The sequence below is a fragment of the Vibrio toranzoniae genome (genome assembly GCF_024347655.1).
In the GTDB taxonomy this organism is placed as follows: domain Bacteria; phylum Pseudomonadota; class Gammaproteobacteria; order Enterobacterales; family Vibrionaceae; genus Vibrio; species Vibrio toranzoniae.
In genome coordinates this window covers 2,451,196-2,477,168 of sequence record NZ_AP025514.1, presented here as the reverse complement: position 1 = coordinate 2,477,168, position 25,973 = coordinate 2,451,196, and the positions used below count along the sequence as shown (strand labels likewise).

Below are 25,973 nucleotides of genomic sequence, written 5' to 3'. Positions count from 1 at the left end.
TTTAAAGTCGTTTCATCATTGGAACGTCTTACGCTGAAGGCTGCTCTACAGGCTTGCTATCTGCCGCATCGGCTTCAGGCGATTTACCCGTTTTTCTTTTGTACTTTTCTTCCCAGTAAGTCGCCCCTTTAATACCTAGTTTCACAGGGTTGAACGTGTACTCAGTGACGCCTTGTTTCTGTTGCTCTTCGTAATCAGCCAGTGCTTTAAGCGCAGGCTTAGACATGAAGAAGATAATCAGAATGCCGACGATGTTTAACCATGCCATCAAGCCCACACCTACATCACCCATTGCCCATGCAAGGTTCGCTGTTTTAACTGTGCCATAGAAAACCGCAGTGATAAGAACAAGCTTAAGTACGAACATCATGCCAGGGATTTTGATGGTACGACGTAGGTAAGCAATGTTCGTTTCTGCGATGTAGTAGTAAGCAAGAATCGTTGTAAATGCGAAGAAGAACAGAGCAAATGCGATGAACGGCTTACCAACCCCTGGTAGAGCACTTTCAATTGCAAGCTGTGTAAATACAGGACCATTCGCACCAATGTTGGCTGCTAAGTTCTGAACAAGGAATACACCTTCTGCACCGCCGTGAACGTTGTAAGCACCAGTGATGATGATCATAAACGCGGTTGCAGAACATACTAGAAGTGTATCGATGTAGATAGAGAAGGATTGAACCAAACCTTGCTGAGCCGGGTGATCAACACTTGCCGCCGCAGCCGCGTGAGGACCAGTACCTTGACCCGCTTCGTTTGAGTAAACACCACGCTTAACACCCCAACCAATTGCAGCACCGAAGCCCGCCATAGGTGTGAATGCATCACTAACTATCATAGAGAAAACAACCGGAACTTGGCCGATGTTTAGTAGGATGATAACGAACGCGATGATGATGTAAGCCAATGCCATGAATGGGACAACGATCTGCGTGAAGTTCGCAATACGTTTAACACCACCGAAGATGATGAAACCAAGAATGATAGCGACAACAGTACCAGTGAAAATTTTAGCGAAACTGAATGTACCGACAGCTGTTTCGATCATAGCACCTGAACCAAATGCAGCTTCTACAGCGTTACCGATACTGTTTGACTGAACACCTGGAAGTAAAATACCACAAGCAAAAATAGTCGCGATTGCAAAGATCCATGCGTACCACTTCTGACCCATCGCTTTTTCGATGTAGTAAGCCGGGCCACCACGGAACTGGCCTTCGTCTTCTTCTTTATAGATTTGCGCTAGCGTAGATTCTGCGAAAGCAGTCGCGGCGCCAAAGAAGGCTACAACCCACATCCAGAATACCGCACCTGGGCCACCGAAACCGATAGCAGCAGCAACACCTGCAATGTTACCTGTACCTACACGACCAGATAGCGAAACAGCTAGAGCTTGGAAAGATGAGATACCTTTGGTTGAACTTTTACCCGAAAGTAACAAGCGCCACATTTCAAAGAAGTGACGGATTTGTACAAATCGAGTCATGATGGAGTAGAACAAACCAGCACCTAAACATAGGTAGATAAGTACTGGACTCCAGATTATTCCATTCAAAAAATCAACGAATGACTGCATGAGTATTTTCCCTGTTAGTTTTACTTATGATTGTTTTTCGAACAACACAATACTTCACTTGTAATGTAAGTGTTAAATTATTTAACTACGCAATAGAATTCTTGTGACATAAAGCAAGTTACAGGAGGCATTTGTTAACGCTTAGTGCTAGTTCGTAAATCGTTTTATTTAACCTAAAGTGCAACTGGTTGCTTTTGCTTTTGTTTAACTAAGTGCATAAATAATGATTAAAACAAACAAGCAAAGTGCAGGGGGATAGCGGAAGGTTATCGACCTATGTGAGCAATCTGATCGTGAGTCAATAATGGGCCGTCAACCTACAAAGGACTAGGGTGTATAAGAGTTATCTGAATCCAGATCTGGATTAGCTTGTGCTTCTAAATGCGCCACTTCTTCATCTAGCTGAGCTATTTTCTCAGCCATCAATGCATGACAGCGATTGGCAAGCGCTTTAGCATCACTGAGCTTGTATTCAGTGACATCGATAGGTTCAAGCATTTCGGTGATCACAATGCCGTTATTGAGCCGATTAAGATCGATCTTATTGTGAGTTGTGCTGGTACACATAGGGGTAATCGGTACACCAGCCTCAATAGCCATCCGGAAAGCACCTGTTTTGAATGGCAGCAGTCCCCGTCCTTTACTGCGTGTCCCTTCAGGGTAAACCCAAACAGACAGATCTCTCCGATGAATATCTTCAGCAACTTGCTTGATAGTATCGCGCGCTTTGGACTTGTCTTCACGGTTAATCAAAATATTACCCGTAATCCAATACAATAAACCAAAGAAAGGAACCCACAGCAAATCACGCTTACCCAATGTCACCGTGCGAGGCCTTAGCATCCCAGGATCGGTTACAAAATCAAACACGCTCTGGTGGTTAGAGATATATACACTTTTCTCAGGTGTCGGCGCATTGTCTAGGCCACGTTGCACCGTTTTTACCCCTACGATCTTTTGCAGTTGATGGAAGCAACGACAAAAAAGGTACACATGCTTAGGGTTTTTGGGGCTAAAAATGCAGTAAACAAGAGCAAATAGGGTGATAATAATAATTAATATCGTAGCCATGATAAGACGAAGAACAGCAAGCACAATTCACTCCTTACTCACTACAAAACTGCAGTGGTTAAATCGTTTAAGGTAATTGGAGTTTTTACTCTATTTAACTAAATTGCAACAATTAACCACGCTAGATGTCTAATTTGAGATATACATATAAAACAATGACTAACAATAGGCTGCAGACGGCCTTGTGGGCTTACAGGTGTTCGCTAGCGATAGCTTAAGATTGCCAATATTTCTTATTTGGGTCTTCATTTTCTACCCATTCCGGATCTTGGCGTGACTCTAAATACATTTGTAGGCCGCTATAAGACATGAAAGCCGCTGGCCCTCCTAAGTGCTCGAAATAGTCAAAATACTCATCTTCGAGCGAGCAAAGATGGGCCAAATCTTTAACGTTATTCACCATCGCCCATTGAATGGCGAACACCGGAGCTGTCGAACCTGAAATCGTGACTTCTTCGACATTTGGGTTGAACAGTGAGTTGGCTTGCTCAAGCTGTATCTCTTCTTGTTCAGACGCTTGCTGTAACACCTCTTCGATGATCTCTAAGCGTTTGGTATTAGAGACATTCTTGTTCAGCTTGGCGATTCGAAGCGCCAAGCTGAACCGGTCAGGTGACAATATGTCGACAAGTTGTGTTAACAGTTCTTTGTCTACCCCTGTCGCTTTAGTGAAATAATCGATACATGAAGTGGTTGAGGCATAACGAGTCCCCTCAAACTCAAAGCCACTGGTGTCGTCATATACCTCTAGAGGGATGTCATCAACCGATAAAAGCCAGCCTTTGTACTCTACTCGTTGTTTGGCTATTTGATACATCTTCCAAGCACTGCGTCCAAACCCGCCTAGTGTCGAACCAGAAAAGTCTGAATCGATAAGTTCTTGTTCCGTCCAATTCTCACCAATACCCAGGTGCTTAGCGTACTTATCGATGAGCGAATGTTTTATCTGATCGCGCACCGCCCAAATTGAAGTCAGGTCTTTCGCATACTTAACATTCGCGCATTCTTTACATGCTGGCAGCGCTATCGGTGCATGCTCAACCTTGGCAAAAAGCTGATCGGTTTTAGGAAACTCAACGCTGTGATTAGAAGGTTCACCACAAAACCAACAGGTATGGCGAAGATTAAATGGAGTGTCTATATGCGAGTATGGGGTCATTAGTCTTTTATCGGTTGAATGTTTGAGGTTGGGTTCATCATTGTAAAAGTAATTATCTCTGTTCGAGTGCTACCTTGCACCTGGTTTGTTTCACTTTTCTATGGAGGTGGCTGAACTTATATGTGCCACTAGTAATCCGGTAGGGCCCCTATTACTATGGTGTTAGTTTCCTCACTCCAATAGCGCATATGTCCTCATCGATTCCACTTATTTCGAACAGCAGTTCTTTTCTGAAGCGGCACTTTCTTTACCCAATATTCCATCCACTGTCGAGACTTCGAAGAGGTGTTTGACGCAATGGGTTTAGAAGTACGAGGTGTAAAAAGCCGACTGCTAATTAGTGAGTGGCACAGAGTGTCTTGCTAACTCTCTAAATATGCATCCTTTAAAAAACGATTGGGAAAACAATGAAATACATCGGAATTGATGGCTGTAAGACGGGGTGGATAGCTTGGGTTGTCTCTGGCAATGAGCTACCTACGTTCAAAGTGGTAAACACGCTCGATGAGTTAGTCGATGAACTTGCAGGTTCAACAACGTTAATCGATATGCCGATTGGTTTTAGTGATGCACAGACTCCAGATCGTTTATGCGACAAAGCAGCAAGGCGTTTTCTTACCAGCAAGCGGGGATCTTCTGTGTTTCCTGTGCCTTGCCGTGAGGCGGTTTATCAAACTGATTATATTGCGGCGTGTCATGCCAATGTGCAGCAGCTTGATAAGAAATTTTCTAAACAGACTTGGGGAATAGTGCCCAAGATTCGTGAGCTTGATGAACTCATTGAAGCTCACCCAAATCTATTAATACGAGAGTCACACCCTGAAGTGGTGTTCGCAGCTTTGAAAGGGGAACCGTTGACGTTTTCAAAACGAACGCAAGAAGGCAAAGAGGAACGGCTTTTCGTTATTCAGCAACTCGTCCCGCAATGGTGTGAGGGCTTGGCGCTAGCTATCTCAAACACTAAGCGTAAAGACGTCGCGATAGATGATATTTACGATGCTTTCGTACTGATGTTGATTGCCTATCACGCTCCGAAATTATCAACCTTATCTGAGTCTTCTGATGCTGGTGGAGAAGCTGATACGGATCAGAACGGACGAGTTAGAGAGATTGTCTATTGGAATAAAGCGCGCTAACAAAGCTTGCGCTCAACTTGGCTTCATATGTTATTTTCCAACCCACTGTTACTTTTCAATCTTACTATTTTTGAGTATTTGATATGAAACGTTTTATTGTCGGTTGTCTGGTCACTGTGCTCAGTTCAGCGAGTTATGCTCAAGTTGCCCCTATATCTCAATGGCAATGCGACATGATGAAAAAGAACAACGTCTTGAGTAGTGGTGCGCCTGTTGGTTGTGAGCGGTTATCCAAAGTGGACTTTGATTTCATTAACTTTAACGGCGAAGCGCAGCAGGGCAACATGATCGTGCTTGATGTGATCGCGCCTGCTGTTGAGCGAATCTTTTTAGAGCTAAAACAGCGTAACTTCCCATTGCATTCTGCGCGTCTAATGCGTGAGTTTTACGGTGATGATAACGCCTCGATGGAAGCCAATAACAGCAGCGCATTTAATGCTCGGCCTATCACTGGCGGAGGAGACTGGTCGAAGCATGCCTATGGTGTGGCGATAGACATCAACCCAGTTCAAAACCCTTTCTTAGACATCGATAACAACGGACGAATCACGGTAAAACCTTCACAATCTGCGAGCAACTATGTGAACCGTACTCGCTTTCGAGCGCGTGATGACATTGAACGCCGAGGCATGGCAGAAGATGTCGTCGAGCTGTTTGCTCATCATGGTTTTATGATCTGGGGAGGGGATTGGAATACCCCGATCGATACTCAGCATTTCGAGATCGGTTCAAGAAGATTTGTTAACCAACTACTCGCTAAACCGCTACCTGAAGCAAAAATTCTATTTGAGCGATACGTTGAATCTTACCGCCAATGTTTTAACAAGAATAAAGGCGAGGGAGCAGAAAAAGCTCGCGCTGTCTGTGCAAAGAAAACAGTCGGGACTTTTTAGTGCTATGTTTATCTAGAACCGTTTGTGTTTTAGCAAGTTAAACTCGCTTCTAGCTATTCATTTCTTCAATATAACACCAGGCATTAAAAAGGTTATTGGGTATCCATTAGTCAATAATCGATAAGGTATTGCTCTGCAAAGTCATCGGTTTGTCATTGAAAAACTCATAGCGTAAACGTTATGTGAGAACCATTGCTGGTGGGGGAACTTCTTGCCTATTCGCCAGTATTATTAGTGAACTGATCACAACGGACCAACTAATGAAAAAGATACCTTTAGCTCTAACTCTTTTAAGCACTCTACTTTTTTCACAATATTCTTTGGCTACAGACACTTCACACACCACTCAAAACCCGACTTACGAACTCGATGGTAAGGCGGTATTAGGCCGTACTGAGAATGTGTACCTCTCTAGCGTTCAAGGGCTTAAAGACGTTCCTTTCATTGGTAAAATCGACACCGGTGCCGAAACCACTTCCATGCATGCAGAAGACATTCATGTAAAAAGCACACATGCTGATTATAAAAACCTTAAAGACAAAGAGTTAATGGCGGTATTAACCGAAGATGTGTTGAACAATAGTGATGTTGATTACGATGATTGGGATGGCAGCACCTTTGCGAAATATGAAGCAGTGGTGTCTTTCAAGGTTCAAAATCCACGTACGGGAGAAATGGTATTGATTGAGGCACCATTGGAGCGTGTCAGCATGATCCGCAGCCGAACCAGTATCACACCTCTGCTTCGCCCGACGATTAAAATGTCTCTGACCATTGCCGACCAAGAGCTAAAAACCGACGTTAACCTGACAGACAGAAGTCACTTCTCCGCGCCTGTATTGATCGGCAAAACCTTCCTGGCGGATAACGCGCTGGTGTTTGCAGGATACGACTATTTGCAAGAGCAAGAGAACGCGACGGTGGTAGGTCGAAAAGAGGTGGTGTCTGTTTCGGGAATGGCGATGAACGCGACCTTCTCTTTAAAGAATCGCTACAGTATTTTGCACGCAAAAAATATCAATGTAGACAAGAAAAACAATGAAGTGACGTTTGATATGTTCGACAAGGACGGCAAACAGAAAGAGGTGACATTGCCGTTGGTTCGTATGTTAAGCGTGAGTGGTAAGAAAAGACCTTTAGTCTATGTACATGTTCAACTCGATGAGAATACAACCAAAGATGTTCTTGTGTACTTACGCGACCGCTCTAGCAGTGAGTCACAGTTGAGATTTGGAACGAGCACCGCTAGCGAACTTTTCATGATTGATACCAACGCTGAAAATATTCTTTCTGAAGGCTCTGAGAGTTTCAGCGATGTCGCGAAAAAAAGTGAGCCACTGATCATCTCACCGGAAGAAGATATTACTATCGACAACTTCCCACTCAAGGCTGTGGCTTCTTTCACAGTAAACACACCTCTGTTAAAGGTGGGCAGCTTTGAGATTATCGGCAAGGGCAAAGGTGAGTCTGTTGAGTTCTACCTAACTGATGTCAATGGCGAAAAGCAGAAGGTGACCAAGCCAATCAGTAAAAAGCTCAAAGTAGGGGAAGATACTCGCCCGGTTGTAAGCGGTGAGTTTTCGGTTTCTGGCAAAGTTCGCCAACAAGAATTTGCCATCGACGTGCTTAATAGCAACGAGAAAGAGTCCTACTTCGTGTTAGGCAAGAAGATGGCGAAAGATGGGGTGTATGTGAATACCCGGTCTGACTACCTTTTGAAATCGGAGCCTTTGTTTAAAGTAGGGCACATCGAAGTCGTTGAAGTGAACGGCATGAAGTTCCCGGCCAAACTAGACACAGGTGCCGATGTGAGTTCAATGAATGCTGTCAACATCAAACGATTCAAAGAAGATGGACAAGACATGGTGAGTTTTACCTACCAAAACAACCAAGGCGATAAGCAAGACTTCACCAAGCCAGTGATTGATGTAATGCGTATTAAAGCCAAAAAAGGTGAGAAGGTGAACATTCGCCCTGTCGTTGAAATGAACGTTAAGTTAGGCGACCTAGAGAAGAAGGTGAGAGTAAACCTTCAAGATCGTTCACGCTTCGAATACAGCATGATCTTAGGTAAGAACTTCTTAAAGCACGGCGCAGTAGTGAGCAGCGATGAAGATTATGTGCTGGGTGATATGGATTAACACCTAAACCTGCTTCTATTCGTAATAGAACAGTTCTATACGGCCACACATTTTAGTATTGGGATGTGTGGTTTTTTGTTGAGTGTTTGTCTTTGATGTTGATGTACTAGCAACTAAGTCACTGCTCTCTATCAACTTCTGCATCTTCAGGCCCAAAAAAAGGGCCAACTCTTTCGAATTGGCCCTTTCCAAACGTTTGGTGGAGCTGGCGTCATCTGAAAATAAAGATTATCTGACTGATTATTATAGAAAAAATTACAAATCATTTTCTTTTTGGGTAACTCATTGGGTACTAAAAAGAAAAGTAAGGGAAAATTATAAGAGTGTGATTTAGATCGACTTCAGCTACTAACTAAGCCACTTAACCTTATCTAATGAGAAATCTCTTACTGCTTACTCTGCTGTTTTTCGTCTTTCGTGCAATAAGCTTAGTTTGACTATTTGCAATAACTTTAAATCTCATAACGAAACATATCTTCGAAATCTCTTTTCTTTCTTTTTTGTGGTTCTACAGTCCTTTGTTTTCTTAGAGTTCTCTTTGGCCGTTTGTTGAGGTGCTCTGTTTGTTCTTTCAAGTATTCAGGACTTTTGATACGAGCAACCGCTTTATCTGACCATGAGATGAGTTTGAATTTTTTCATCTTCATACCATCTTGGGTAGTCATGTTTTTAAACAGTATTGGAGTTTGATAGTCCCAATATTTGAGGAATTCAGCTATCGATGCGTCTGTATATCCTTCATCTTCCTTAAACTTGATGGTTTTATGCAGTTGTTGAAGGCGAATAGAATTTCTACTCGGCTTTCTATTTTTGGGAAAATGATCTGTGAAGGTATCTATACAAACTTCGAGAATAGCGGAGAGATTTTCATTTTTTTTTAATTCGAGCTCATTGTATCCAATGAGTAATCCTAACTCATACAGTTTATCCACGGAATCTTGATGAAGATGAAATTTCTTCGTAACCAAGCCTGATTCTTTGCGTCGGATCGTGACGTATTCTTGTCTTGAGGCTGCATCAGATTTACATACCATAAAGCATAGTCTCTACTTAAAAATGATATATAAATATACACTATTTATTGTGAGTCTCACAAAGTGTTGTTGCTAACCTATTGTTTTGAAATTACTTAATAACACAAACTTTAAGTGAGGCTCACAAAAATTTGTGAGCCTCACTTAGCTAAAAAAACGCATGTTAGAATATGTTCTACGTATTGGGTTAGACCTGTAATTTTGGGATTAAAAATGCTTAGTGATAGATACTTAAAAATCGGAGAAGTGTTGGAAAGAAGCTCCTACAGTAGAGCGCAAATCTATCGTCTGATGAAATCAGGAGAGTTTCCAAGTTCATATCGACTTTCGAAAAACCGAGTCGCATGGAAAGAATCTGAAGTGGATGCTTGGGTTGAAGAGCGTCAAAGTATTTTTCTATTTCCACAATTAGATAAAGGGCAAAAGCTACTCGAAGAGGTATGGAAAAGATGAAACTAGACATATTCTTATCTGGCATCAGATTAGAAGAGTGCGATTGGTTAATGAGCGAGTATGAAACTTATTTGGAGAATGAGTATCGCATCGAGCTGTTGAGAAAAATGGCTGATCATGTCCATGGGAGTCTTGGTCGAAGATATAGTTGTGGTCGACTGCATGCGCTAGCAGACAAGCTAAAAGACTGCAATGAAGGTCTATACGAGTGTAAGAGTGTGGCGTGTAAGAAGTGTAATCGGCAGTTTAAAATAGAACGTGTTAATAACATCATTGCTTCAATTTTGCTTGATCAAGAGCAAACAGAGAATGTTGAATACGGTGTCTACACTATAATCCAATACTCGCGCGGAGTGGATGCGTATGACTTCGTTGACTATGATATCCCTAAAGATAAAGACAGATTGAGAAAGTTATTGTCTAGATGTGGTATCGATGGTCCGGTATTGGGTTCTTTCGAGCTAGATTTTCATGATTCACCACAAAAATGGTTACCTCATTATCATGTTCTTATGCGTAAATCGGGTAACGAAGAGGCGATTGAACGGCTAAGAGAGAAGCTTACGAAGCTACACCCTAAGCATATCAAGCAAAACAGACAAGCTAGACCATTCATGAAGCAGGACTTTAGAGAACCTCTCAAGCAGTTGAGTTACATACACAAGCTGGCTTGCTTTGAAGTTCGTGATTATCAATCGTTTTGGGGTAAGAATCTGACTAAAAAATATCGACTTAATAAGTTGATGTTCTGTGAGTCTCTTTGCTGGTTAGATGAACAAGATAGAAGGACTCTATTTTTTCAATGGCATGCAAGACCGTGGTTAAAGCAGTCCAAAGTGTAATCTACGATTTGTGTAGATTACACCAATATGATCTATCTCAATGGCTTATATTTGCACTTTCAAGAAACATCCGATACAACACTAGTCGCCTATTAATTATGTTCTAGTGACAAGGTGTTAATTTTAAATTCATTCATTTAATAGGCGCGTTCGCGCGGCGTTTCTTTTTGTTTATAGTCCATTAAGTTAACAAATTGCTTGGGGGAGTTCCCATATGTTTCCTTAAATTTTTTGCAAAAGTAAGATGCGCTAGAAAAACCAGTTAAGTGAGCTACCTTTTTTATAGGATGTTTTTTCTTCAATAGTAAATAAGCAGCTTTGTTCATTCTTTCTGAAAGTATCAAGTCTGATAACGTGGTTTTTTCTTGAGATATCCTCCTCATAAGTGTAGCTTTTGACATATTAAGATTTTTGGATATTTCTTCTGCTGTCCAACGATGTTGGATTTGTTTGGATATTAGACGATGAACACGTTCAGATATAGAGTCATTTTTTTTAAGATCAAATCTTTTTAGAGTTCTAAAAGCATCTCTATTTATTAATTCGCGTAAAAAATCAGTATGTTCGAAAATGCCATTTTGAAGATTAATTAACGAATCGATATAAGGTTTCATTTTTTTAAACGTATAGCTATCATAATCCATATCACACATCACTAAATATAACTCATCGGATAACTCTTTTTTCAACGAAAAATTTATTAATGTATTTGAGGGTAACTGAATCAAAGCTTCCCCTTCTATCACTATGACGCATCCTGGGTATGAGATAGCCCCGAAAAAACCAGTGAATTTAATTATGTGTTTTGACTTAGATACAAAGCTTCCTGTATCTTTTATTTTTGAATTTATTTTTATCTTTCTTATCTTAAACATGTTCTTTATTCGTTATGTTCATTTCTCTTTTTAGCTGTGTCCAGCTTACTGGCGGAGAATATAAATATCCTTGAACCATAACATCAAGGTTCTTCACGATATCGTGCTGATAAGAGGTTTCGACACCTTCTAAAATAATACCGTTCTTGGCGTAAGGAGATATTACCCTCAATAGATAGTTTATTGTATTAATATCATCAAAGTTATGATGAAGGAAAGACTTGTCTACTTTAATATAATCCCAATCAATAAATCCTAATGATGAGTTTGCAGCATTGTTTTTATGATAATAATCATCTAATAACAATCCTACACCAGAGCGTTTTAATAATCTGATACTACTTTGCAAGCGGCCGCAATTTACATCACAGTCGATATCTGTAATTTCAAGATCAAAGTTAACATCACATTCATTTAAGAGACTTTGCAAAAATAAACTATCCTTTAAACATGACAAAGTGATATTAACAGTTATAGGAATATGGACTTTGAGATCACTACAGAACTTAATTTGAGCTAGTGCGACCATTTTTATGAACTCTTGATCAATTTCAGAGAAAAACGTTTCGTTGTAGAAAATTTCACCGGAATCGCTCAAAACTTTAGATAGGATTTCAAGATGCCTTACTTGTCTCTGCTTCAAATCGATTATTGGTTGAAACAAAAACTCAAGCTTAACAAATGATGCATCGCTTCTTACGATGATTCCACTTTCCGTGTAGTTATATTCGTACATATTATTCTTCAATGAACTGATGTTGTTTTTCGTATCATCTATATGCATCACTTTTCCGTCTACTAAGCGTGTTGATCTTACAAAAGATTGAGTTGATATTTTCATTATTAACAAGCGTCATAATCCTGACGTACAAGGGATAACTGAAATGCCAAAACAGTATGCTGTTTATTCGCTGTCTTTTTAGGAGCTAGATGGTTACGAACTGAGTGTGATTTCGGTTCAAAGAATGTATTAATTATTTTAATTTTTCTTGGTTATTATCCCAATCTGATATATGGGTCACGTTTTTTAGCCAATTTGCGAGTATCAGTTTCTACTTGGGTTGGTTAGCAAAGAAAGATTGATTGCTATTGTTCGTGATCGTTTAATCAATTAACGGAGTCTAACTCAGCTCTCTTACTCCTTGGTAAGTTCGATGACTTAGCGGCTCTTCGCTGTTTAGAAGTAACTAAAGTTACGATGATTGTTGTATTTCAAACTGCGCTAGCTCAGCGGAATACCTGTTCGAGTAGCATCAACAATATGCTTACTCCACCAAGTCATAAGATCTCTTCTACGTTCTAGGTAATCTGTTCGGCTGTATGCACGATGTGTTTTGGTACCAATAAGGTGAGCGAGTGCTGATTCAATTAAAATGTAGTCGTGTCCAGCTTCATTCAGCGTTGAGCTAGCTATAGAGCGTAAACCATGGGAAACTAACCGACCTCCAAACCCCATGCGTTTTAGAGCCATATTAGCTGTTTGACTATGCATTGGTTTTTTTGGATCTGTTGCCGACGGAAAAACATATTCGCTATTTACTCTCATCGAGCTCATCGCATTTAATAGAACGATGACTTCGTCCGTTAGAGGTATTCGGTGTTCTTTGCGTTTTTTCATCCTTTCTGCAGGTATTGTCCAAACTCGATTTTCTAAATCGAATTCTGACCACTTGGCTCCAGCAGCTTCGTTTGGTCTGGTCATTGTATGTAGTTGAAACTTGATCAGGCATCGTGTAGAACGCTTGATACTTGCTTCAGTTAAAGTTGCCATTAATTTGGGTAATTCGTGTGGCTCTAGTGCTTTCAAATGCTCTTGTTGAGGCTTTTTAAAAGTAGCAAAAACATTGCTTATTGGATTGGCGTTAATTAAGCCACTGTGCATAGCGTAAAGCATGACTTCATTTAGCCGTTGAGATAATCGTTTGAGTGTTTCTAAAGAGCCTTTGGCTTCGACAACCTTTAGAGTTTGAATTACAGTCTGAGCTGTAACCATAGAGATAGGTTGTGGGCCCAAAGAAGGAAAAACATGTAGCTCAAGTGAACGCCAGATATCTTTCGCATAATCTTCGGTAACTGTTGATTTCTTTTGTTCCATCCACTGCTGTGAAACATTGAATAGCGTGTGCTTATATATAGCGTCGGCTTTTTCCTTTGCTTCTTTTTTGTGGTGTTTTGGATCAATGTCTAGTGCTATTAGCTCACGGTGGCCTTCTGTTATTTTCCGTGCATTAGCTATCGATAGATCTGGGTACTTGCCTAAGGTTATATTGCTGCGTTTCCCTGTCGCTGGACTCTTGTATACAAAACGCCAAGATTTAGTTCCATTTGGCATTATTCTAAGCTGTAAGCCTCGTCCATCACTGAGCAATTTTTCTTTGCCAGTTGGTTTTGTGCTTTTGACTTTTTTTTCTGTCAGTTGAACTGCTGGTCTTGCCATTTTTAAACCTATTTAGTACCCGAAATATCTTGGATGAGAGTATAGGGTAACTGGACGGGTACTAAAAACGTGAGCAGATATGAGACGCGATGAGACGCGATGAGACAGAAAGGTGAGTTAAGTGATTGAATTTTTTATGTTTTAGGTACAAAAAAGGCCACCCGAAGGTGGCCTTTTCCAAACGTTTGGTGGAGCTGGCGGGAGTTGAACCCGCGTCCAAAAATCATTCATCATTGGTACTACATGCTTAGTCGATCTTTAATTTCACCAGCAACCTGCGAACCGACACGCTAGTTAAAGGCTAACCTGAATTATAATTCGCGCTTTTCCTCTCAGGTGGGAGAAGCCACGCTAGCTAGTTTGGGTTTGATCTCTTATTATTCCCCGTCTTACGAGCGGAAGCTAGGGTAAGAGAGCTCTGAGCAGGTTATTAAGCTGCTAGTGCGTAGTTTTCGTCGTTTGCGACTATTTTTTTGCGGCTTTTAACGTGGCCAACCGCCCCACGGCATGCACCTCAGACTTCAAAATTCCTGTCGAATCCTAAATCAGCCCCAAGTGTTATTTGTATAGTACCAGAAAAGCTTAACCTGTCTAGCGCTGTGCGTTTAAGTGCTTAAAATTAACGCAAATTACTCTTCATAATTCGTGCTTTGTCTCTCGCCCAATCTTTTTCTTTCATATCAGTACGTTTATCATGCAGCTTCTTACCTTTCGCTACGCCAACTTTAATCTTCGCCCAAGAGCGAGACCAGTAAAGCGCGGTAGCGACTAGTGTCATGCCTTCACGGTTAATACGACCGATAAGGTTGTCGAGTTCTTTTCTCGACATAAGGAGTTTACGGATACGTGTTGGGTTCGCCACGATATGAGTGCTCGCTTGAGTAAGCGGAGTGATCGTCATACCACTGATGAATGCTTCGCCATCTCGGATGTAAACGTAGCTTTCTGCGATATTGGTTTTGCCTTCACGTAGGGACTTTACTTCCCAACCTTGTAGCTCAAGCCCCGCTTCTATCTCATCATCGATGAAATATTCGTGGCGAGCTTTCTTGTTAAGCGCAATGGTATTGCTACCAGCTTTTGATTTTGATTTATTCTTTGCCATAATGGCCTCATTATACGGATTGAGCCCTAGATGGGGAATCCTTTTTATTTGCGCTCTGGCCCAATACAATTAAAATTGCAGTTTGTGTTAATGTAACGCTGTCTTTAACAGGAGTCTATATGCCAAAGGTTACTCGTTCAGCATTAGTGTCTTTTAGTGCCGACCAGATGTTCAGCTTGGTCAATGATGTTGCTCGTTATCCTGAGTTTTTGCCAGGGTGTTCTGGCTCTCGTGTGATCGAATCTTCAGATTCAGTGATGGTGGCTTCGGTTGATGTATCTAAAGCCGGTATCAGCAAAACATTTACAACGTCAAACCGAATGGCGAATGGCGCCGAGATCTTAATGGAACTGGTGGACGGCCCGTTTAAGAAGTTGGAAGGTGGCTGGTATTTCACTCCTCTAGACGACCAAGCTTGTAAAGTTGAGCTTAAGCTAGAGTTTGAGTTTTCTAGTCGAATGATTGAAATGGCATTCGGTAAAGTGTTTAATGAACTGACGAGCAATATGGTCAGCGCTTTTACTCAACGAGCGAAACAGGTGTATTAAACCATGACTATTGAATCTGATATGATCCACGTAGAAGTTGTGTTTGCACTTCCGCATGAGCAACGTGTATTTACTTTAGTTGTGAATAAAAACGCAACCGTTGAAGACATTATCGCACAGTCCGGTGTTTTGGAGTTGTATCCAGAGATCGATTTGGCGAAAAACAAGGTTGGTGTATTCAGCCGTAACGTTAAGTTAGATGCAACGGTTCGTGATAAGGATCGTATTGAAATTTATCGAGCATTATTGGCAGATCCGAAAGAGATTCGCCGTAAGCGTGCTGAACAAGCAAAAGCAGCTGCAAAAAAATAAAAATGCTCAACGAATCTGAATGAGAAGAGAGCTCGCATCGGCGAGCTTTGTTGTATCTGCTGGTTAGGTGCTTAAGGTTGACTTGTTAGTGGATATTAAAAAACCTGCTCATGTGAGCAGGCTTTTGCGATTCTTGCTTTGTCGACTGAGAGCTTTGTTGATTGAAAGCTAGCGAAGGCTTTCGAAGAACTCATCACTGGCTTCAAAATCACCATTTATCGTTACTAAGGTGCCAGTCGCATCAAAGTTAACAACGAGGTTTTTCTGAATCGAGTCTTCATGGCCTTTTGTGTGATGGTAAATGTAGTACCACGTATCTGGGTAGCCGTTTTCGATAAGCATTGGTGAGCCCATAACGTAACGAACTTGTGTTTTTGTCATGCCAAACTTCAGCTGGTCGACAGCTTCCTGTTCAACATAGTTACCCTGATTGATGTCAATTCGATAAACCAACTTCTCTAGTAGAGAGCAACCGGTCAACATTGTTAGTGCAAGTGGAACTGCAACTAACCACTTTTTAATTCGCATAGTTTGAGATCTTTCTTCGCTAAAATACTGCCTGATAATAAACAAGCTCCAGCAAGAAGTAAAAAGCTCCTTGCGCTTTGAACTTGTTATGACTAGCAATTTTGAATTTAGTTGCAAAATTACCAATGATTTTCGGTAAATTATCAGAAAATTGCTGAATAGTTAACCTAGGCTGCGGTTAATAATTCTTTTGCATTGGCTAATGTCGACTCGGTGATCTGACTGCCGCCGAGCAAACGAGCAAGCTCTGAAATACGTTGTTGTTCATCCAATGTGTGCATTTGAGTTTCTGTTTTGCCCGATTTGGTGTTCTTCGCAACGAACAATTGTTGGTGACCACAACCTGCTACTTGAGGTAAGTGAGTCACACACATCACTTGAGTCGATTCACCTAGTGTACGCAACATTTTTCCGACAACCGCAGCGGTTGGTCCACTGATACCCACATCGACTTCATCGAAAATCAGACTTGGTGTGTCGACTTTCTGTGCCGTGATTACCTGAATCGCGAGTGAGATTCGTGATAGTTCACCACCAGACGCTACTTTAGCAATGGGCTGCATCGGTTGACCTGGGTTCGTCGACACAATGAAGGTCACGTTATCCATACCCAGTGGCGATGGGTGTGTATTGGTGTTGTTCACTTCAATAGAAAACTGCGCTTTTTCCATGCTCAGTTCGTGCATGCTTTGCTTGATCAGCTTGTTTAGCTCTTTTGCGTAACGAGTTCGAGATTTATGAAGCTTCTCTGATTTAGCAACGAACGATTGGTATTGGTTTTCGACTTCGCATGCTAACTCATCCAGCTTTTCATCGGAGCAATCCAGCGCTTCGACTTGTTGTAGCAAGTCTTGGTGGTGTTTATAAAGTTCTTCTGGCAACACATGGTGCTTACGCGACATCGACATCACTTTAGAGAAGCGTTCTTCAACGTAAACCATACGACCTGGATCGACATCAATGCTGTCTAGGTAGGTTCTTAGTTCATTGTTGGTCTCTTCAATCTGAATGATGGCTTCAGAGAGTAGGTTGGGCAGATCAACTAACCTTTCATCAAGCTCAGCTAATTGGATTAGGGAGTGATTGGCCGATTGCAGAATACTAAGCGCATTAACTTCTTCACCTTCGTAAATAAGCTCGATAGCCTGCTGGCAGGTTGAGGCCAATTCTCCGCTATTGGAGAGGCGCTTATGCTCTTGTTCGAGGTCTTCATATTCTTCCTCCCCAATAGACAGCTCATTTAACTCTTTGATTTGGTATTCAAGGAGCTGTTTTTGAGCTTGGTTTTGCTGGCTATTTTCACGTAACTCTTTTAAGTGGTTGTCGGCTTGTCGCCATGCTTGGTAAGCATTACGTGTCGATTTCAATAGGTTTAAGTGGCCTGCGTATTGATCAAGCATGGCCATTTGGTAGTCACTTTTCATTAACTGGTGATGAGCGTGTTGACCATGAATGTTGATCAACAGCTGCCCGAGCGATTTCAATTGCGAAAGAGGGACCGGGCTACCGTTGATAAATGCACGGGAGCGACCTTCTTTGGAGATGGTTCTGCGTAGGATACATTCACCGCCATCAAGCAGTTCATTGTCTTCTAACCAGCGGGTAGCGTGCAGGTTGTTCTCAAGTAAAAAAGCAGCACTGACTTCGGTTTTATCTTCTCCTTGTCTTACCATTCCTGCATCAGATCTTCCCCCAAGACATAAGCCTAAAGCATCGATAGCGATAGATTTACCCGCACCAGTTTCTCCGGTGATTGTTGTCATGCCTTTAGAGAGTTCTAGCTGTAAAGACTTAACAATAGCGAAATTATTAACACTTAAATGAGCCAGCATTTTTATTTACCTGTATAACTGAACAATACTGTATATAAGGTCAGTATATACTGTTTCTTTATACAGTAAAGTCGACTGGTGAAAATTTTTTGCGATAGCTCTCAGAATTGAACTTGTCTGTAGATCACTGAAACCGCTATAGATTCCCAACTCAGTCGTTCCTCCCTCTTGGGGAATGACGGTATAAGAAAATTGACGAGAAGCTAGAGCTGGCGGGCTTTTTGTGAGGAATAAAAAAGGCTGACGGATGTCGTCAGCCTTTAAAATTTTCGGTTATTGCTAGAGTCGTTTAGTTAAAACAACTTACTCGACCAGCCTAGTTTATTACGTAGGACATGATAGTAGTTGTAGTCTTTCGGGTGGATTAGCTTGAGCACATTTGGGCTTTGGTAAATGTGGATCTCGTCGCCCGGAGACACAGGTAGTGAGATTTGACCATCGCAGCTCACTTCTTGAGTGCCGCGGTTGTCAGGCGATACGATAAGCTTAATACGACGTTTTCCATCGACGACGAGTGGCCGGCTTGAAAGCGTATGTGGAAACATTGGGACCAACGAAATGGCATTTAAGCTTGATGACAAAATAGGACCGCCGCCAGAAAGTGAATAAGCGGTAGAACCTGTCGGCGTTGATACGATCAAACCATCAGAACGCTGTGAGAAGGCAAAGCTGTCGTCGATATACACTTCAAACTCGATCATATGTGCAACTTGACCGGGGTGAAGTACCGCTTCGTTAAGTGCGGCGTTGTGACTTTTTATTTGGCCGTGACGGTGAATTTCAGTTTCAAGTAAGAAGCGCTCTTCTTCCATGAACTCTCCTTTGAGTACGTCGGTAAGTGCACTCTGGAAGTTTTCAGGATTGAGATCGGTTAGAAATCCAAGGTTACCTCGGTTAACACCAATCACCGAAATGTCAAAACGTGACAAGATCCTGGCTGCTCCGAGCATGTTTCCATCACCACCGACGACAATCGCTAGATCGGCACGCTTTCCTAATTCAATTAGGCTAGAAAAATGTTTTTTTGGGATATCATCTAAAATACTGGCGAGTCTGTCATCGACAAACACTTGATAACCCTCGGAACTCAACCATTGGTAGAGTTCTTTATGGGTCTGAATTGCTTGTTGATCTCGAGGTTTACCTATAATGGCGATGACTTCAAATGGCTTTTTCATACGGTTTCCAAACGAATTAGGCTTGAATCAAAATTCTTCATCCCCATAATAAAGGCAAGTTGAACGTCTATGCGAGTGTTTTATATCAATTTGAGGCGCAAACATGCCTGTCACTTGCATTGAAAACGAATTCTGGAGATATCATGAGCAACGAAGAAAACAAAGTAACCGAAGAAGAGCTAGATCAGATCATTGCTGAAGCAGAGAAAGTTGAAGAAGCTGAGCTTAATGAAGGTGCAGTTGACGAGCAGGAAGCAAAAATTGCTCAACTAGAAGCAGCGTTGCTATCTAGCGAATCTAAAGTGAAAGAACAGCAAGATTCTGTTCTTCGCGCAAAAGCTGAAGTTGAAAACATGCGTCGCCGCAGTGAGCAAGAAATTGATAAAGCACGTAAATTTGCTTTGAACAAGTTTGCTGAAGGTCTACTTCCTGTTATCGATAACCTAGAGCGCGCAATTCAAGCTGGCGATACAGAGAATGAAGCGGTTAAGCCAATCCTTGAAGGTGTTGAGCTTACGCACAAAACATTTGTTGATACTGTTGCTAAGTTTGGTCTCAGAGAGATTAACCCTGAAGGTGAAGTGTTCAACCCTGAGTTCCATCAAGCGATGTCTATTCAAGATAGCCCAGATCACGAATCAAACACAGTTATGCTCGTGATGCAAAAAGGCTACGAGCTGAACGGCCGAGTAGTTCGCCCAGCGATGGTTATGGTTGCTAAATAATTAAAGTAGTACGTAGTCAAGTGATTGACTGGCACTCTTACTGAGTAAATAGCGACTGCAAAATAATTCACTGGTTAATGTGAAATGAAAAGAGAGGCATATGCCTCTCTTTTTTTATGCTTGTAACTTGGAGTCCTCGTAAATAGTAATCAAAAACGTATTGATAACGTCGTTCTCTTTATTTTATCCAGATCAGTAATTTAGAGTTTTATGTTATGAAACTGATTGTTATTGATGGAATGTTTTGATGTCACACTTGTAAATTTTTTGTGAATAAGTGCTTTTAATTGTTATCTTTGTATGTAAAATCCACTGCAATATAGCGATTTGGGTCGCATATATAACTATAAAAGTACAAATTTTAAACACAACAGACTGGAGAAGAACGATGGATAAATCGCTCTCAAGTAAGATTTTTGTAGGCTTGTTTGCAGGACTACTTATTGGTACTGCTATTCAGTACTTATTTAGCGGTATTACGATATTTGATACTTATCTGCTTGGTTTAGCAGAAGGTGCTGGTGGTATGTTTGTCTCTTTGATCAAACTATTGGTTGTTCCACTGGTATATGTTTCTATCGTGTGTGGCATTGTTGAATTGAAAGATATTCGTTCTTTCGGTCGCCTAGGTGGTAAAACTTTTGCTCTTTACATTATCAACACCATCATCGCGATCTCTGCTGCCCTAACCGTTGGTCTTATTTTCCAACCGGGTGCTGGCGCAGATCTAGCTGGAACGATCTCTGAGACAGTTCAATTAACAACAACTGAAACGCCAGATATCTTCTCTCTCGTTGTGAATATCGTTCCTAGTAACCCTGTAGAAGCGTTTGCAAGTGGCGACATGCTACAAATCATTTTCATGGCAATTTTGACAGGTCTTGCTATTCAAGCTCTTGATTCACGTGGCGGTCCAGCGATCAAAACGTTCAAGATGGCTAATGAAATCATGATGAAACTTATCGGCCTCGTCATGAGCCTGGCTCCATTTGGTGTATTTGCACTGATGATTCAACTGGGCGCAACGCTTGATGCAAATACCCTGATGTCGGTCGCCGGGTATGTTGCACTAGTAGTTGCAATGTTAGTGTTTTGGATTTTCTTCTTCTACCCAATGATGGTTGGACTAGCGACAGGTATTACACCTAAGCAATTCCTACGTGCAATCCGTGAGCAAATCCTGTTCTCACTATCGACGGCAAGTTCGAATGCGACGATTCCTGTAACAATGCGCACCCTAACTGAAAAGCTTGGTGTATCTAAATCAGTAGCTGGTTTCGGTGTTCCACTCGGCGCAACAATGAACATGTCTGGTGTATCTATCTACATCGCACTAGCGACAATGTTCGTCGCAAACGCATTCGGTCAACCAATCAACACTGCTGACATTTTTACTCTTGGTCTAACTATCCTGCTACTGTCTATCGGTGCTGGTGGTGTTCCAGGTGGTGGTGTTGTAATGGTAGGTGTTCTATTGCACCAACTAGGTTTACCACCAGAAGGTCTTGCTATCATTGCTGCTGTTGACCGTATTAATGACATGTTCTGTACTTCTTCTAACGTAGTCGGTGATACTGCGGTTAACACTATCGTTGCTAAGTCTGAAGGTGAAATCGGCGCAGAAGTTAACGAAGAAGCCGAATTAAAGAAAGCAGAAGCATAATCAGAGGCTGTTTGTTCTATCGATGAAACTTGAATAGAAAGCCTGAATAGATAAACGGAGCCAAAATGGCTCCGTTTTTATTGGGTGAGAGGTTAATCATATTATATCGCTTTGGTTGAATAGAAACTGGGGCAGGTTGAGTTGATGAAAAGCTTTTTAACTAGTCTGCTTACAGAAACAGAAACAGAAACAGAAACAAGCTCTTTCTATAGAAGAGGGGAGCGGCGGCTGATAAACCTAGTTGTGGGAGTTATAAGCTCAGTAATGATAGGTATTCGTGCCGAATCATCCTTTTTAGCAAAATAAATTTAAAAAAATATCTTTTTACCCTTGAAAAGGTGTCGTGAGCCCTTATCTATTGGGCATACGAAAGCAAATTACATTTGCACTTTAATTTTGTGTCTTGGGGTTGAATCCCTGATTATCACCCCCCACATATGTGGGTATAGCAAAAACTAAATAATATATATTCGGAGATGGCCTGATGGGTAAAATCATTGGTATTGATTTAGGTACTACTAACTCTTGTGTTGCTGTTCTTGACGGCGACAAACCACGCGTAATTGAAAATGCTGAAGGCGAACGCACAACAGCATCAGTAATCGCATACACAGAAGGCGAAACGCTAGTTGGTCAACCTGCGAAACGTCAAGCTGTTACTAACCCTCAAAACACACTGTTCGCTATCAAGCGTCTAATCGGTCGTCGTTTTGAAGATGAAGAAGTTCAACGTGATATCGAAATCATGCCTTTCAGCATTATTAAGGCAGACAACGGTGATGCATGGGTTGAAGCGCAAGGCCAAAAAATGGCGGCTCCTCAAGTATCTGCTGAAGTTCTTAAGAAAATGAAGAAAACAGCTGAAGACTTCCTAGGCGAAGAAGTAACTGGCGCAGTTGTTACTGTTCCTGCTTATTTCAACGATGCTCAGCGTCAAGCAACTAAAGATGCTGGCCGTATCGCTGGTCTAGATGTTAAACGTATCATCAACGAACCAACTGCAGCAGCTCTAGCTTACGGCTTAGACAAGAAAGGTGGTGATCGCACTATTGCTGTATACGACCTTGGTGGTGGTACATTCGATATCTCTATCATCGAAATCGATGAAGTAGAAGGCGAGAAGACTTTCGAAGTTCTTTCAACTAACGGTGACACTCACCTTGGTGGTGAAGATTTCGATAACCGCATGATCAACTATCTAGTTGATGAGTTCAAAAAAGAACAAGGTATCAACCTTAAAACTGATCCACTAGCAATGCAGCGAGTTAAAGAAGCAGCAGAAAAAGCGAAAATCGAGCTTTCTTCTACGACTCAAACTGACGTAAACCTACCTTACGTTACTGCTGACGCGACTGGTCCTAAGCACATGAACATCAAAGTGACTCGTGCGAAGCTTGAGTCTCTAGTTGAAGACCTAGTTCAACGTTCTCTTGAGCCACTAAAAGTAGCTCTAGCAGATGCTGACCTATCTGTAGGCGAAATCACTGACGTTATCCTAGTTGGTGGTCAAACTCGTATGCCTATGGTTCAAGCTAAAGTAACTGAATTCTTCGGTAAAGAGCCACGTAAAGACGTGAACCCTGACGAAGCTGTTGCAATGGGTGCTGCTGTTCAAGGTGGTGTACTAGCTGGTGATGTTAAAGACGTTCTCCTACTAGACGTTACTCCTCTATCTTTCGGTATCGAAACGATGGGCGGCGTGATGACTAAGCTTATCGAGAAAAACACAACTATCCCTACTAAAGCGGATCAAGTGTTCTCTACAGCTGAAGACAACCAAAACGCAGTAACTATCCACGTTCTTCAAGGTGAGCGTAAGCAAGCGACTTACAACAAGTCTCTTGGTCAGTTCAACCTAGAAGGTATCCAACCAGCACCTCGTGGCATGCCACAAATCGAAGTAACATTCGACCTAGATGCTGATGGTATCCTGAACGTATCTGCTAAAGATAAAGCAACAGGTAAAGAGCAGAAGATCACTATCCAAGCATCAGGTGGTTTGTCTGATGAAGAGATCGAAGCAATGGTACAAGAAGCAGAAGCTAACAAAGAAGCGGACAAAAAGTTCGAAGAGCTAGTAACTGCACGTAACCAAGCTGACCAAATGATTCATGGTACTCGTAAGCAAGTAGAAGAAGCTGGTGAAGCTCTACCTGCAGAAGAGAAAGAGAAGATCGAAGCAGCTATCACGGCACTAGAAGAAGTTAAGTCTGGTAACGACAAAGAAGCTATCGACGCTAAAGTTCAAGAACTTATGCAAGCAGCTCAGAAGCTAATGGAAATTGCTCAACAGCAAGCTCAAGCACAACAAGCTGGCGCTGAAGCGGGTGAGCAACCTAAGCAAGACGACGACGTTGTTGACGCGGAGTTTGAAGAAGTTAAAGACGACAAAAAATAATTTCGTCGCAGAGTAGCCTGATTTCGTTGTCGGAAGTGCTCACCTACTAGCGTAGGCTCCGCGCTTCCTCCTAGAATTCAAGCTACCTGCTTAGAAATTTGTCTCGAAGACTTATTAATACGGGCGTCAGAGGTAACTCTCACGCCCGTAAATTTGTGTTTAGACTTGTCGATCTAGATAATAGCTTTATTCGGTTCTTTAGCCGGCAGAACTTTTATCTAGATTGATACACAGACTACTGAAGTGAACATTCGGTAGTAGCAATTATTTTGGTGACCTAGAACATGTCAAAACGTGATTTTTACGAAGTATTAGGCGTAAGCCGCGATGCATCAGAGCGCGATATTAAAAAAGCTTACAAACGCTTAGCGATGAAATTCCACCCGGACCGTAACCAAGGTGACGCTGCCGCACCAGATAAGTTTAAAGAAGTAAAAGTAGCGTACGAGATCCTGACCGACCCTCAAAAGAAAGCAGCTTATGACCAATACGGCCACGCTGCTTTTGAACAAGGCGGTATGGGCGGCGGCGGTGGTTTCGGTGGCGGTGGCCAAGGTGACTTCGGCGATATTTTCGGTGATGTATTTGGTGATATCTTTGGCGGCGGTCGTCGTGGTGGCGGTCAAGCACGTGCACAACGTGGTTCTGATTTACGTTACAACATGGAGCTTTCTCTAGAAGAGGCGGTTCGTGGTATTTCTAAAGAAATCGAAGTACCAACACTGGTTGAATGTGATACTTGTGACGGTAGCGGCGCTAAAGCGGGCTCTTCTGCACAGACATGTGGCACTTGTCATGGCCATGGCCAAGTACAAATGCGTCAAGGTTTCTTTGCTGTTCAACAGACTTGCCCTACTTGTAATGGTAAAGGCAAGATCATCAAAGATCCATGTAACTCATGTCACGGTCAAGGCCGTAAGCAGAAGACAAAAACACTTAACGTTAAGATCCCTGCAGGCGTTGATACTGGCGATCGTATTCGTCTGTCTGGCGAAGGCGAAGCGGGAGAGCAAGGCGCTCCAGCAGGTGACCTGTACGTACAAGTACACGTAAAAGAGCACAATATCTTTGAGCGTGACGGCAACAACCTTTACTGTGAAGTTCCAGTCAGTTTCTCTATGGCTGCTCTAGGCGGAGATGTTGAAGTCCCTACATTAGATGGCCGTGTTAACCTTAAAGTGCCAGAAGAAACACAAACGGGCCGTATGTTCCGTATGCGTGGTAAAGGCGTGAAAGGCGTTCGTGGCGGCGGTGTGGGTGACCTAATTGTTAAGCTAGTAGTTGAAACCCCTGTTAAGCTAAGCTCTCGCCAAAAAGAGTTACTGCGTGAATTCGAAGAAACATGTGGTGGCGAAGCGGCAAGTAAGCACAAACCAAAATCTGAAGGTTTCTTCAGTGGTGTTAAAAACTTCTTCGATGACCTAACTAAGTAATCAACTAATTACTTGGTAACTGGTTAAGCCAACTAATAGGGTTGTTGATAAAATTAGGAAGCCTGCTTATGTAGCAGGCTTTTTTGTATCTGTAGATCAGAGAATAAATAGCTGATTTTTTGGAGGTACGTTCTCGAATTATTTGATGGTTTAATTCGTTACTTCCAACATGTTTCTGGCTCCGAGATACCTGAGTGGTGTAATTCCAAAATATCGGTCGTCGAATCTAAGCAGTCATCGTTTGTTTGTGGTGAATGTGGTTCAGCCTGAATCGAATAGGTGGTGCTGCTGGCCGAAACCGCTAGCGTGTATCGGCTAGTATCGGTATCACAAAATAAACATGTCCCTCCAGAAACAATACCCGCCGCTGCCGACGCGTAGTTTCCCGTGTACAGCGTCTCTATTTCCAACTGTATCTTTGTCATATCAGCCATTGCTGTGACTCGATGCGCCTTTATCACATGATTGGTATAACTTGGATACGCTATTGCACCTAGTATCCCTATGATGATGACAGTCAACAATAATTCGATCAATGTCATTCCTTTAATACTTAAGTTGTTGTTGTTGCATTTATTTTTTCGAATCATCACGAGTAGTTCCCTTTTATTATTCTGCCCATTTTTCTCTGGTG

General features: G+C 42.0%; 23 protein-coding genes and 1 other RNA gene. 11 read left to right on the top strand and 13 right to left on the bottom strand.

Features of this window, described 5'->3' with window-relative positions; genetic code table 11:
• Positions 1–28 precede the first annotated feature (28 nt).
• The 3 genes from OCU50_RS11115 to OCU50_RS11105 form a co-directional block, all read right to left on the bottom strand.
• The gene (locus tag OCU50_RS11115) at positions 29–1,576 is read right to left on the bottom strand and encodes an alanine/glycine:cation symporter family protein (RefSeq protein ID WP_060468496.1); all 1,548 of its coding nucleotides are present in this window, start codon (positions 1,574–1,576) and stop codon (positions 29–31) included.
• A gap of 327 nt (positions 1,577–1,903) precedes the next feature.
• Positions 1,904–2,671 (bottom strand): 1-acylglycerol-3-phosphate O-acyltransferase, encoded by a 768-nt coding sequence (locus OCU50_RS11110; protein ID WP_060468495.1) that lies wholly within the window; start codon positions 2,669–2,671, stop codon positions 1,904–1,906.
• Positions 2,672–2,861: 190 nt separating this feature from the next.
• Complete coding sequence (locus OCU50_RS11105) at positions 2,862–3,806, bottom strand: hypothetical protein (protein WP_060468494.1); 945 nt, start codon at positions 3,804–3,806, stop codon at positions 2,862–2,864.
• A 407-nt stretch (positions 3,807–4,213) separates the two neighbouring features.
• Here OCU50_RS11105 and OCU50_RS11100 point away from each other — a divergent pair, with 407 nt between their 5' ends.
• From OCU50_RS11100 to OCU50_RS11090, 3 genes are all read left to right on the top strand, one after another.
• Complete coding sequence (locus OCU50_RS11100) at positions 4,214–4,942, top strand: DUF429 domain-containing protein (RefSeq protein WP_060468493.1); 729 nt, start codon at positions 4,214–4,216, stop codon at positions 4,940–4,942.
• Between the two features lie 83 nt (positions 4,943–5,025).
• Positions 5,026–5,835, top strand: coding sequence for a M15 family metallopeptidase (locus tag OCU50_RS11095; RefSeq protein ID WP_060468492.1), 810 nt, complete (start codon positions 5,026–5,028; stop codon positions 5,833–5,835).
• A 260-nt stretch (positions 5,836–6,095) separates the two neighbouring features.
• Positions 6,096–7,976 (top strand): ATP-dependent zinc protease family protein, encoded by a 1,881-nt coding sequence (locus tag OCU50_RS11090; protein ID WP_060468491.1) that lies wholly within the window; start codon positions 6,096–6,098, stop codon positions 7,974–7,976.
• Positions 7,977–8,428: 452 nt separating this feature from the next.
• Here the strand turns inward: OCU50_RS11090 and OCU50_RS11085 are convergent, their stop codons facing one another.
• Positions 8,429–9,010 (bottom strand): hypothetical protein, encoded by a 582-nt coding sequence (locus OCU50_RS11085; RefSeq protein ID WP_060468490.1) that lies wholly within the window; start codon positions 9,008–9,010, stop codon positions 8,429–8,431.
• A gap of 213 nt (positions 9,011–9,223) precedes the next feature.
• On the opposite strand from OCU50_RS11085, the gene OCU50_RS11080 reads away from it, so the two are divergent.
• Together OCU50_RS11080 and OCU50_RS11075 are read left to right on the top strand one after the other, a co-directional pair.
• Positions 9,224–9,463 carry a helix-turn-helix transcriptional regulator gene (locus tag OCU50_RS11080; RefSeq protein WP_060468489.1) on the top strand — a complete coding sequence of 80 codons (240 nt, stop codon included), beginning with the start codon at positions 9,224–9,226 and terminating at the stop codon, positions 9,461–9,463.
• Positions 9,460–10,305, top strand: coding sequence for a hypothetical protein (locus tag OCU50_RS11075; protein WP_060468488.1), 846 nt, complete (start codon positions 9,460–9,462; stop codon positions 10,303–10,305). The genes OCU50_RS11080 and OCU50_RS11075 overlap by 4 nt, the downstream gene beginning before the upstream one ends.
• A 137-nt stretch (positions 10,306–10,442) precedes the next feature.
• On the opposite strand, the gene OCU50_RS11070 is transcribed toward OCU50_RS11075, so the two are convergent.
• From OCU50_RS11070 to smpB, 5 genes are all read right to left on the bottom strand, one after another.
• The gene (locus tag OCU50_RS11070; protein ID WP_060468487.1) at positions 10,443–11,180 is read right to left on the bottom strand and encodes a helix-turn-helix transcriptional regulator; all 738 of its coding nucleotides are present in this window, start codon (positions 11,178–11,180) and stop codon (positions 10,443–10,445) included.
• Entirely contained in the window at positions 11,173–12,021 is an 849-nt protein-coding gene (locus OCU50_RS11065) for an EAL domain-containing protein (protein ID WP_235588154.1), read from the bottom strand. Before OCU50_RS11065 ends, OCU50_RS11070 begins: the two co-directional genes overlap by 8 nt.
• 381 nt (positions 12,022–12,402) lie before the next feature.
• The gene (locus OCU50_RS11060) at positions 12,403–13,617 is read right to left on the bottom strand and encodes an integrase domain-containing protein (protein WP_060468486.1); all 1,215 of its coding nucleotides are present in this window, start codon (positions 13,615–13,617) and stop codon (positions 12,403–12,405) included.
• 186 nt (positions 13,618–13,803) lie between these two features.
• Positions 13,804–14,170, bottom strand: a transfer-messenger RNA (tmRNA) gene (ssrA, locus tag OCU50_RS11055).
• Positions 14,171–14,236: 66 nt separating this feature from the next.
• Positions 14,237–14,722, bottom strand: coding sequence for an SsrA-binding protein SmpB (gene smpB, locus OCU50_RS11050; protein ID WP_004735156.1), 486 nt, complete (start codon positions 14,720–14,722; stop codon positions 14,237–14,239).
• Between the two features lie 119 nt (positions 14,723–14,841).
• Between smpB and OCU50_RS11045 the strand changes: the two genes are divergently transcribed.
• Together OCU50_RS11045 and OCU50_RS11040 are read left to right on the top strand one after the other, a co-directional pair.
• Positions 14,842–15,270 (top strand): SRPBCC family protein, encoded by a 429-nt coding sequence (locus OCU50_RS11045; RefSeq protein WP_060468485.1) that lies wholly within the window; start codon positions 14,842–14,844, stop codon positions 15,268–15,270.
• A 3-nt stretch (positions 15,271–15,273) separates the two neighbouring features.
• A complete protein-coding gene (locus OCU50_RS11040; RefSeq protein WP_060468484.1) occupies positions 15,274–15,582 on the top strand; it encodes an RnfH family protein in 309 nt (102 codons plus the stop codon).
• A 168-nt stretch (positions 15,583–15,750) separates the two neighbouring features.
• Here the strand turns inward: OCU50_RS11040 and bamE are convergent, their stop codons facing one another.
• From bamE to nadK, 3 genes are all read right to left on the bottom strand, one after another.
• Positions 15,751–16,110 (bottom strand): outer membrane protein assembly factor BamE, encoded by a 360-nt coding sequence (gene bamE / locus OCU50_RS11035; RefSeq protein WP_010438918.1) that lies wholly within the window; start codon positions 16,108–16,110, stop codon positions 15,751–15,753.
• A 167-nt stretch (positions 16,111–16,277) separates the two neighbouring features.
• Positions 16,278–17,942 carry a DNA repair protein RecN gene (recN, locus tag OCU50_RS11030; protein ID WP_060468483.1) on the bottom strand — a complete coding sequence of 555 codons (1,665 nt, stop codon included), beginning with the start codon at positions 17,940–17,942 and terminating at the stop codon, positions 16,278–16,280.
• 293 nt (positions 17,943–18,235) lie between these two features.
• The gene (gene nadK, locus OCU50_RS11025; RefSeq protein ID WP_017056730.1) at positions 18,236–19,120 is read right to left on the bottom strand and encodes an NAD(+) kinase; all 885 of its coding nucleotides are present in this window, start codon (positions 19,118–19,120) and stop codon (positions 18,236–18,238) included.
• Between the two features lie 143 nt (positions 19,121–19,263).
• Between nadK and grpE the strand changes: the two genes are divergently transcribed.
• From grpE to dnaJ, 4 genes are all read left to right on the top strand, one after another.
• A complete protein-coding gene (gene grpE, locus OCU50_RS11020; protein ID WP_017056731.1) occupies positions 19,264–19,845 on the top strand; it encodes a nucleotide exchange factor GrpE in 582 nt (193 codons plus the stop codon).
• A 388-nt stretch (positions 19,846–20,233) separates the two neighbouring features.
• Positions 20,234–21,508 carry a dicarboxylate/amino acid:cation symporter gene (locus OCU50_RS11015; protein WP_060468482.1) on the top strand — a complete coding sequence of 425 codons (1,275 nt, stop codon included), beginning with the start codon at positions 20,234–20,236 and terminating at the stop codon, positions 21,506–21,508.
• A 484-nt stretch (positions 21,509–21,992) separates the two neighbouring features.
• Positions 21,993–23,906: a molecular chaperone DnaK gene (gene dnaK / locus OCU50_RS11010; RefSeq protein ID WP_017056733.1), complete on the top strand. Its 1,914-nt coding sequence runs from the start codon at positions 21,993–21,995 to the stop codon at positions 23,904–23,906.
• Between the two features lie 284 nt (positions 23,907–24,190).
• On the top strand, positions 24,191–25,339 hold the full coding sequence (gene dnaJ, locus OCU50_RS11005) for a molecular chaperone DnaJ (RefSeq protein WP_017056734.1): 1,149 nt from the start codon (positions 24,191–24,193) through the stop codon (positions 25,337–25,339).
• A gap of 158 nt (positions 25,340–25,497) precedes the next feature.
• On the opposite strand, the gene OCU50_RS11000 is transcribed toward dnaJ, so the two are convergent.
• A complete protein-coding gene (locus OCU50_RS11000) occupies positions 25,498–25,929 on the bottom strand; it encodes a type IV pilin protein (RefSeq protein ID WP_060468481.1) in 432 nt (143 codons plus the stop codon).
• Between the last annotated feature and the right edge of the window lie 44 nt (positions 25,930–25,973).

Excerpts from the sequence above, each read along its gene's own strand:
- OCU50_RS11115 (WP_060468496.1), bottom strand. The coding sequence starts at position 1,576 with ATGCAGTCATTCGTTGATTTTTTGAATGGAATAATCTGGAGTCCAGTA.
- OCU50_RS11105 (WP_060468494.1), bottom strand. The coding sequence starts at position 3,806 with ATGACCCCATACTCGCATATAGACACTCCATTTAATCTTCGCCATACC.
- OCU50_RS11100 (WP_060468493.1), top strand. The coding sequence starts at position 4,214 with ATGAAATACATCGGAATTGATGGCTGTAAGACGGGGTGGATAGCTTGG.
- OCU50_RS11095 (WP_060468492.1), top strand. The coding sequence starts at position 5,026 with ATGAAACGTTTTATTGTCGGTTGTCTGGTCACTGTGCTCAGTTCAGCG.
- OCU50_RS11090 (WP_060468491.1), top strand. The coding sequence starts at position 6,096 with ATGAAAAAGATACCTTTAGCTCTAACTCTTTTAAGCACTCTACTTTTT.
- OCU50_RS11085 (WP_060468490.1), bottom strand. The coding sequence starts at position 9,010 with ATGGTATGTAAATCTGATGCAGCCTCAAGACAAGAATACGTCACGATC.
- OCU50_RS11080 (WP_060468489.1), top strand. The coding sequence starts at position 9,224 with ATGCTTAGTGATAGATACTTAAAAATCGGAGAAGTGTTGGAAAGAAGC.
- OCU50_RS11075 (WP_060468488.1), top strand. The coding sequence starts at position 9,460 with ATGAAACTAGACATATTCTTATCTGGCATCAGATTAGAAGAGTGCGAT.
- OCU50_RS11070 (WP_060468487.1), bottom strand. The coding sequence starts at position 11,180 with ATGTTTAAGATAAGAAAGATAAAAATAAATTCAAAAATAAAAGATACA.
- OCU50_RS11065 (WP_235588154.1), bottom strand. The coding sequence starts at position 12,021 with ATGAAAATATCAACTCAATCTTTTGTAAGATCAACACGCTTAGTAGAC.
- OCU50_RS11060 (WP_060468486.1), bottom strand. The coding sequence starts at position 13,617 with ATGGCAAGACCAGCAGTTCAACTGACAGAAAAAAAAGTCAAAAGCACA.
- smpB (WP_004735156.1), bottom strand. The coding sequence starts at position 14,722 with ATGGCAAAGAATAAATCAAAATCAAAAGCTGGTAGCAATACCATTGCG.
- OCU50_RS11045 (WP_060468485.1), top strand. The coding sequence starts at position 14,842 with ATGCCAAAGGTTACTCGTTCAGCATTAGTGTCTTTTAGTGCCGACCAG.
- OCU50_RS11040 (WP_060468484.1), top strand. The coding sequence starts at position 15,274 with ATGACTATTGAATCTGATATGATCCACGTAGAAGTTGTGTTTGCACTT.
- bamE (WP_010438918.1), bottom strand. The coding sequence starts at position 16,110 with ATGCGAATTAAAAAGTGGTTAGTTGCAGTTCCACTTGCACTAACAATG.
- recN (WP_060468483.1), bottom strand. The coding sequence starts at position 17,942 with ATGCTGGCTCATTTAAGTGTTAATAATTTCGCTATTGTTAAGTCTTTA.
- nadK (WP_017056730.1), bottom strand. The coding sequence starts at position 19,120 with ATGAAAAAGCCATTTGAAGTCATCGCCATTATAGGTAAACCTCGAGAT.
- grpE (WP_017056731.1), top strand. The coding sequence starts at position 19,264 with ATGAGCAACGAAGAAAACAAAGTAACCGAAGAAGAGCTAGATCAGATC.
- OCU50_RS11015 (WP_060468482.1), top strand. The coding sequence starts at position 20,234 with ATGGATAAATCGCTCTCAAGTAAGATTTTTGTAGGCTTGTTTGCAGGA.
- dnaK (WP_017056733.1), top strand. The coding sequence starts at position 21,993 with ATGGGTAAAATCATTGGTATTGATTTAGGTACTACTAACTCTTGTGTT.
- dnaJ (WP_017056734.1), top strand. The coding sequence starts at position 24,191 with ATGTCAAAACGTGATTTTTACGAAGTATTAGGCGTAAGCCGCGATGCA.
- OCU50_RS11000 (WP_060468481.1), bottom strand. The coding sequence starts at position 25,929 with ATGATTCGAAAAAATAAATGCAACAACAACAACTTAAGTATTAAAGGA.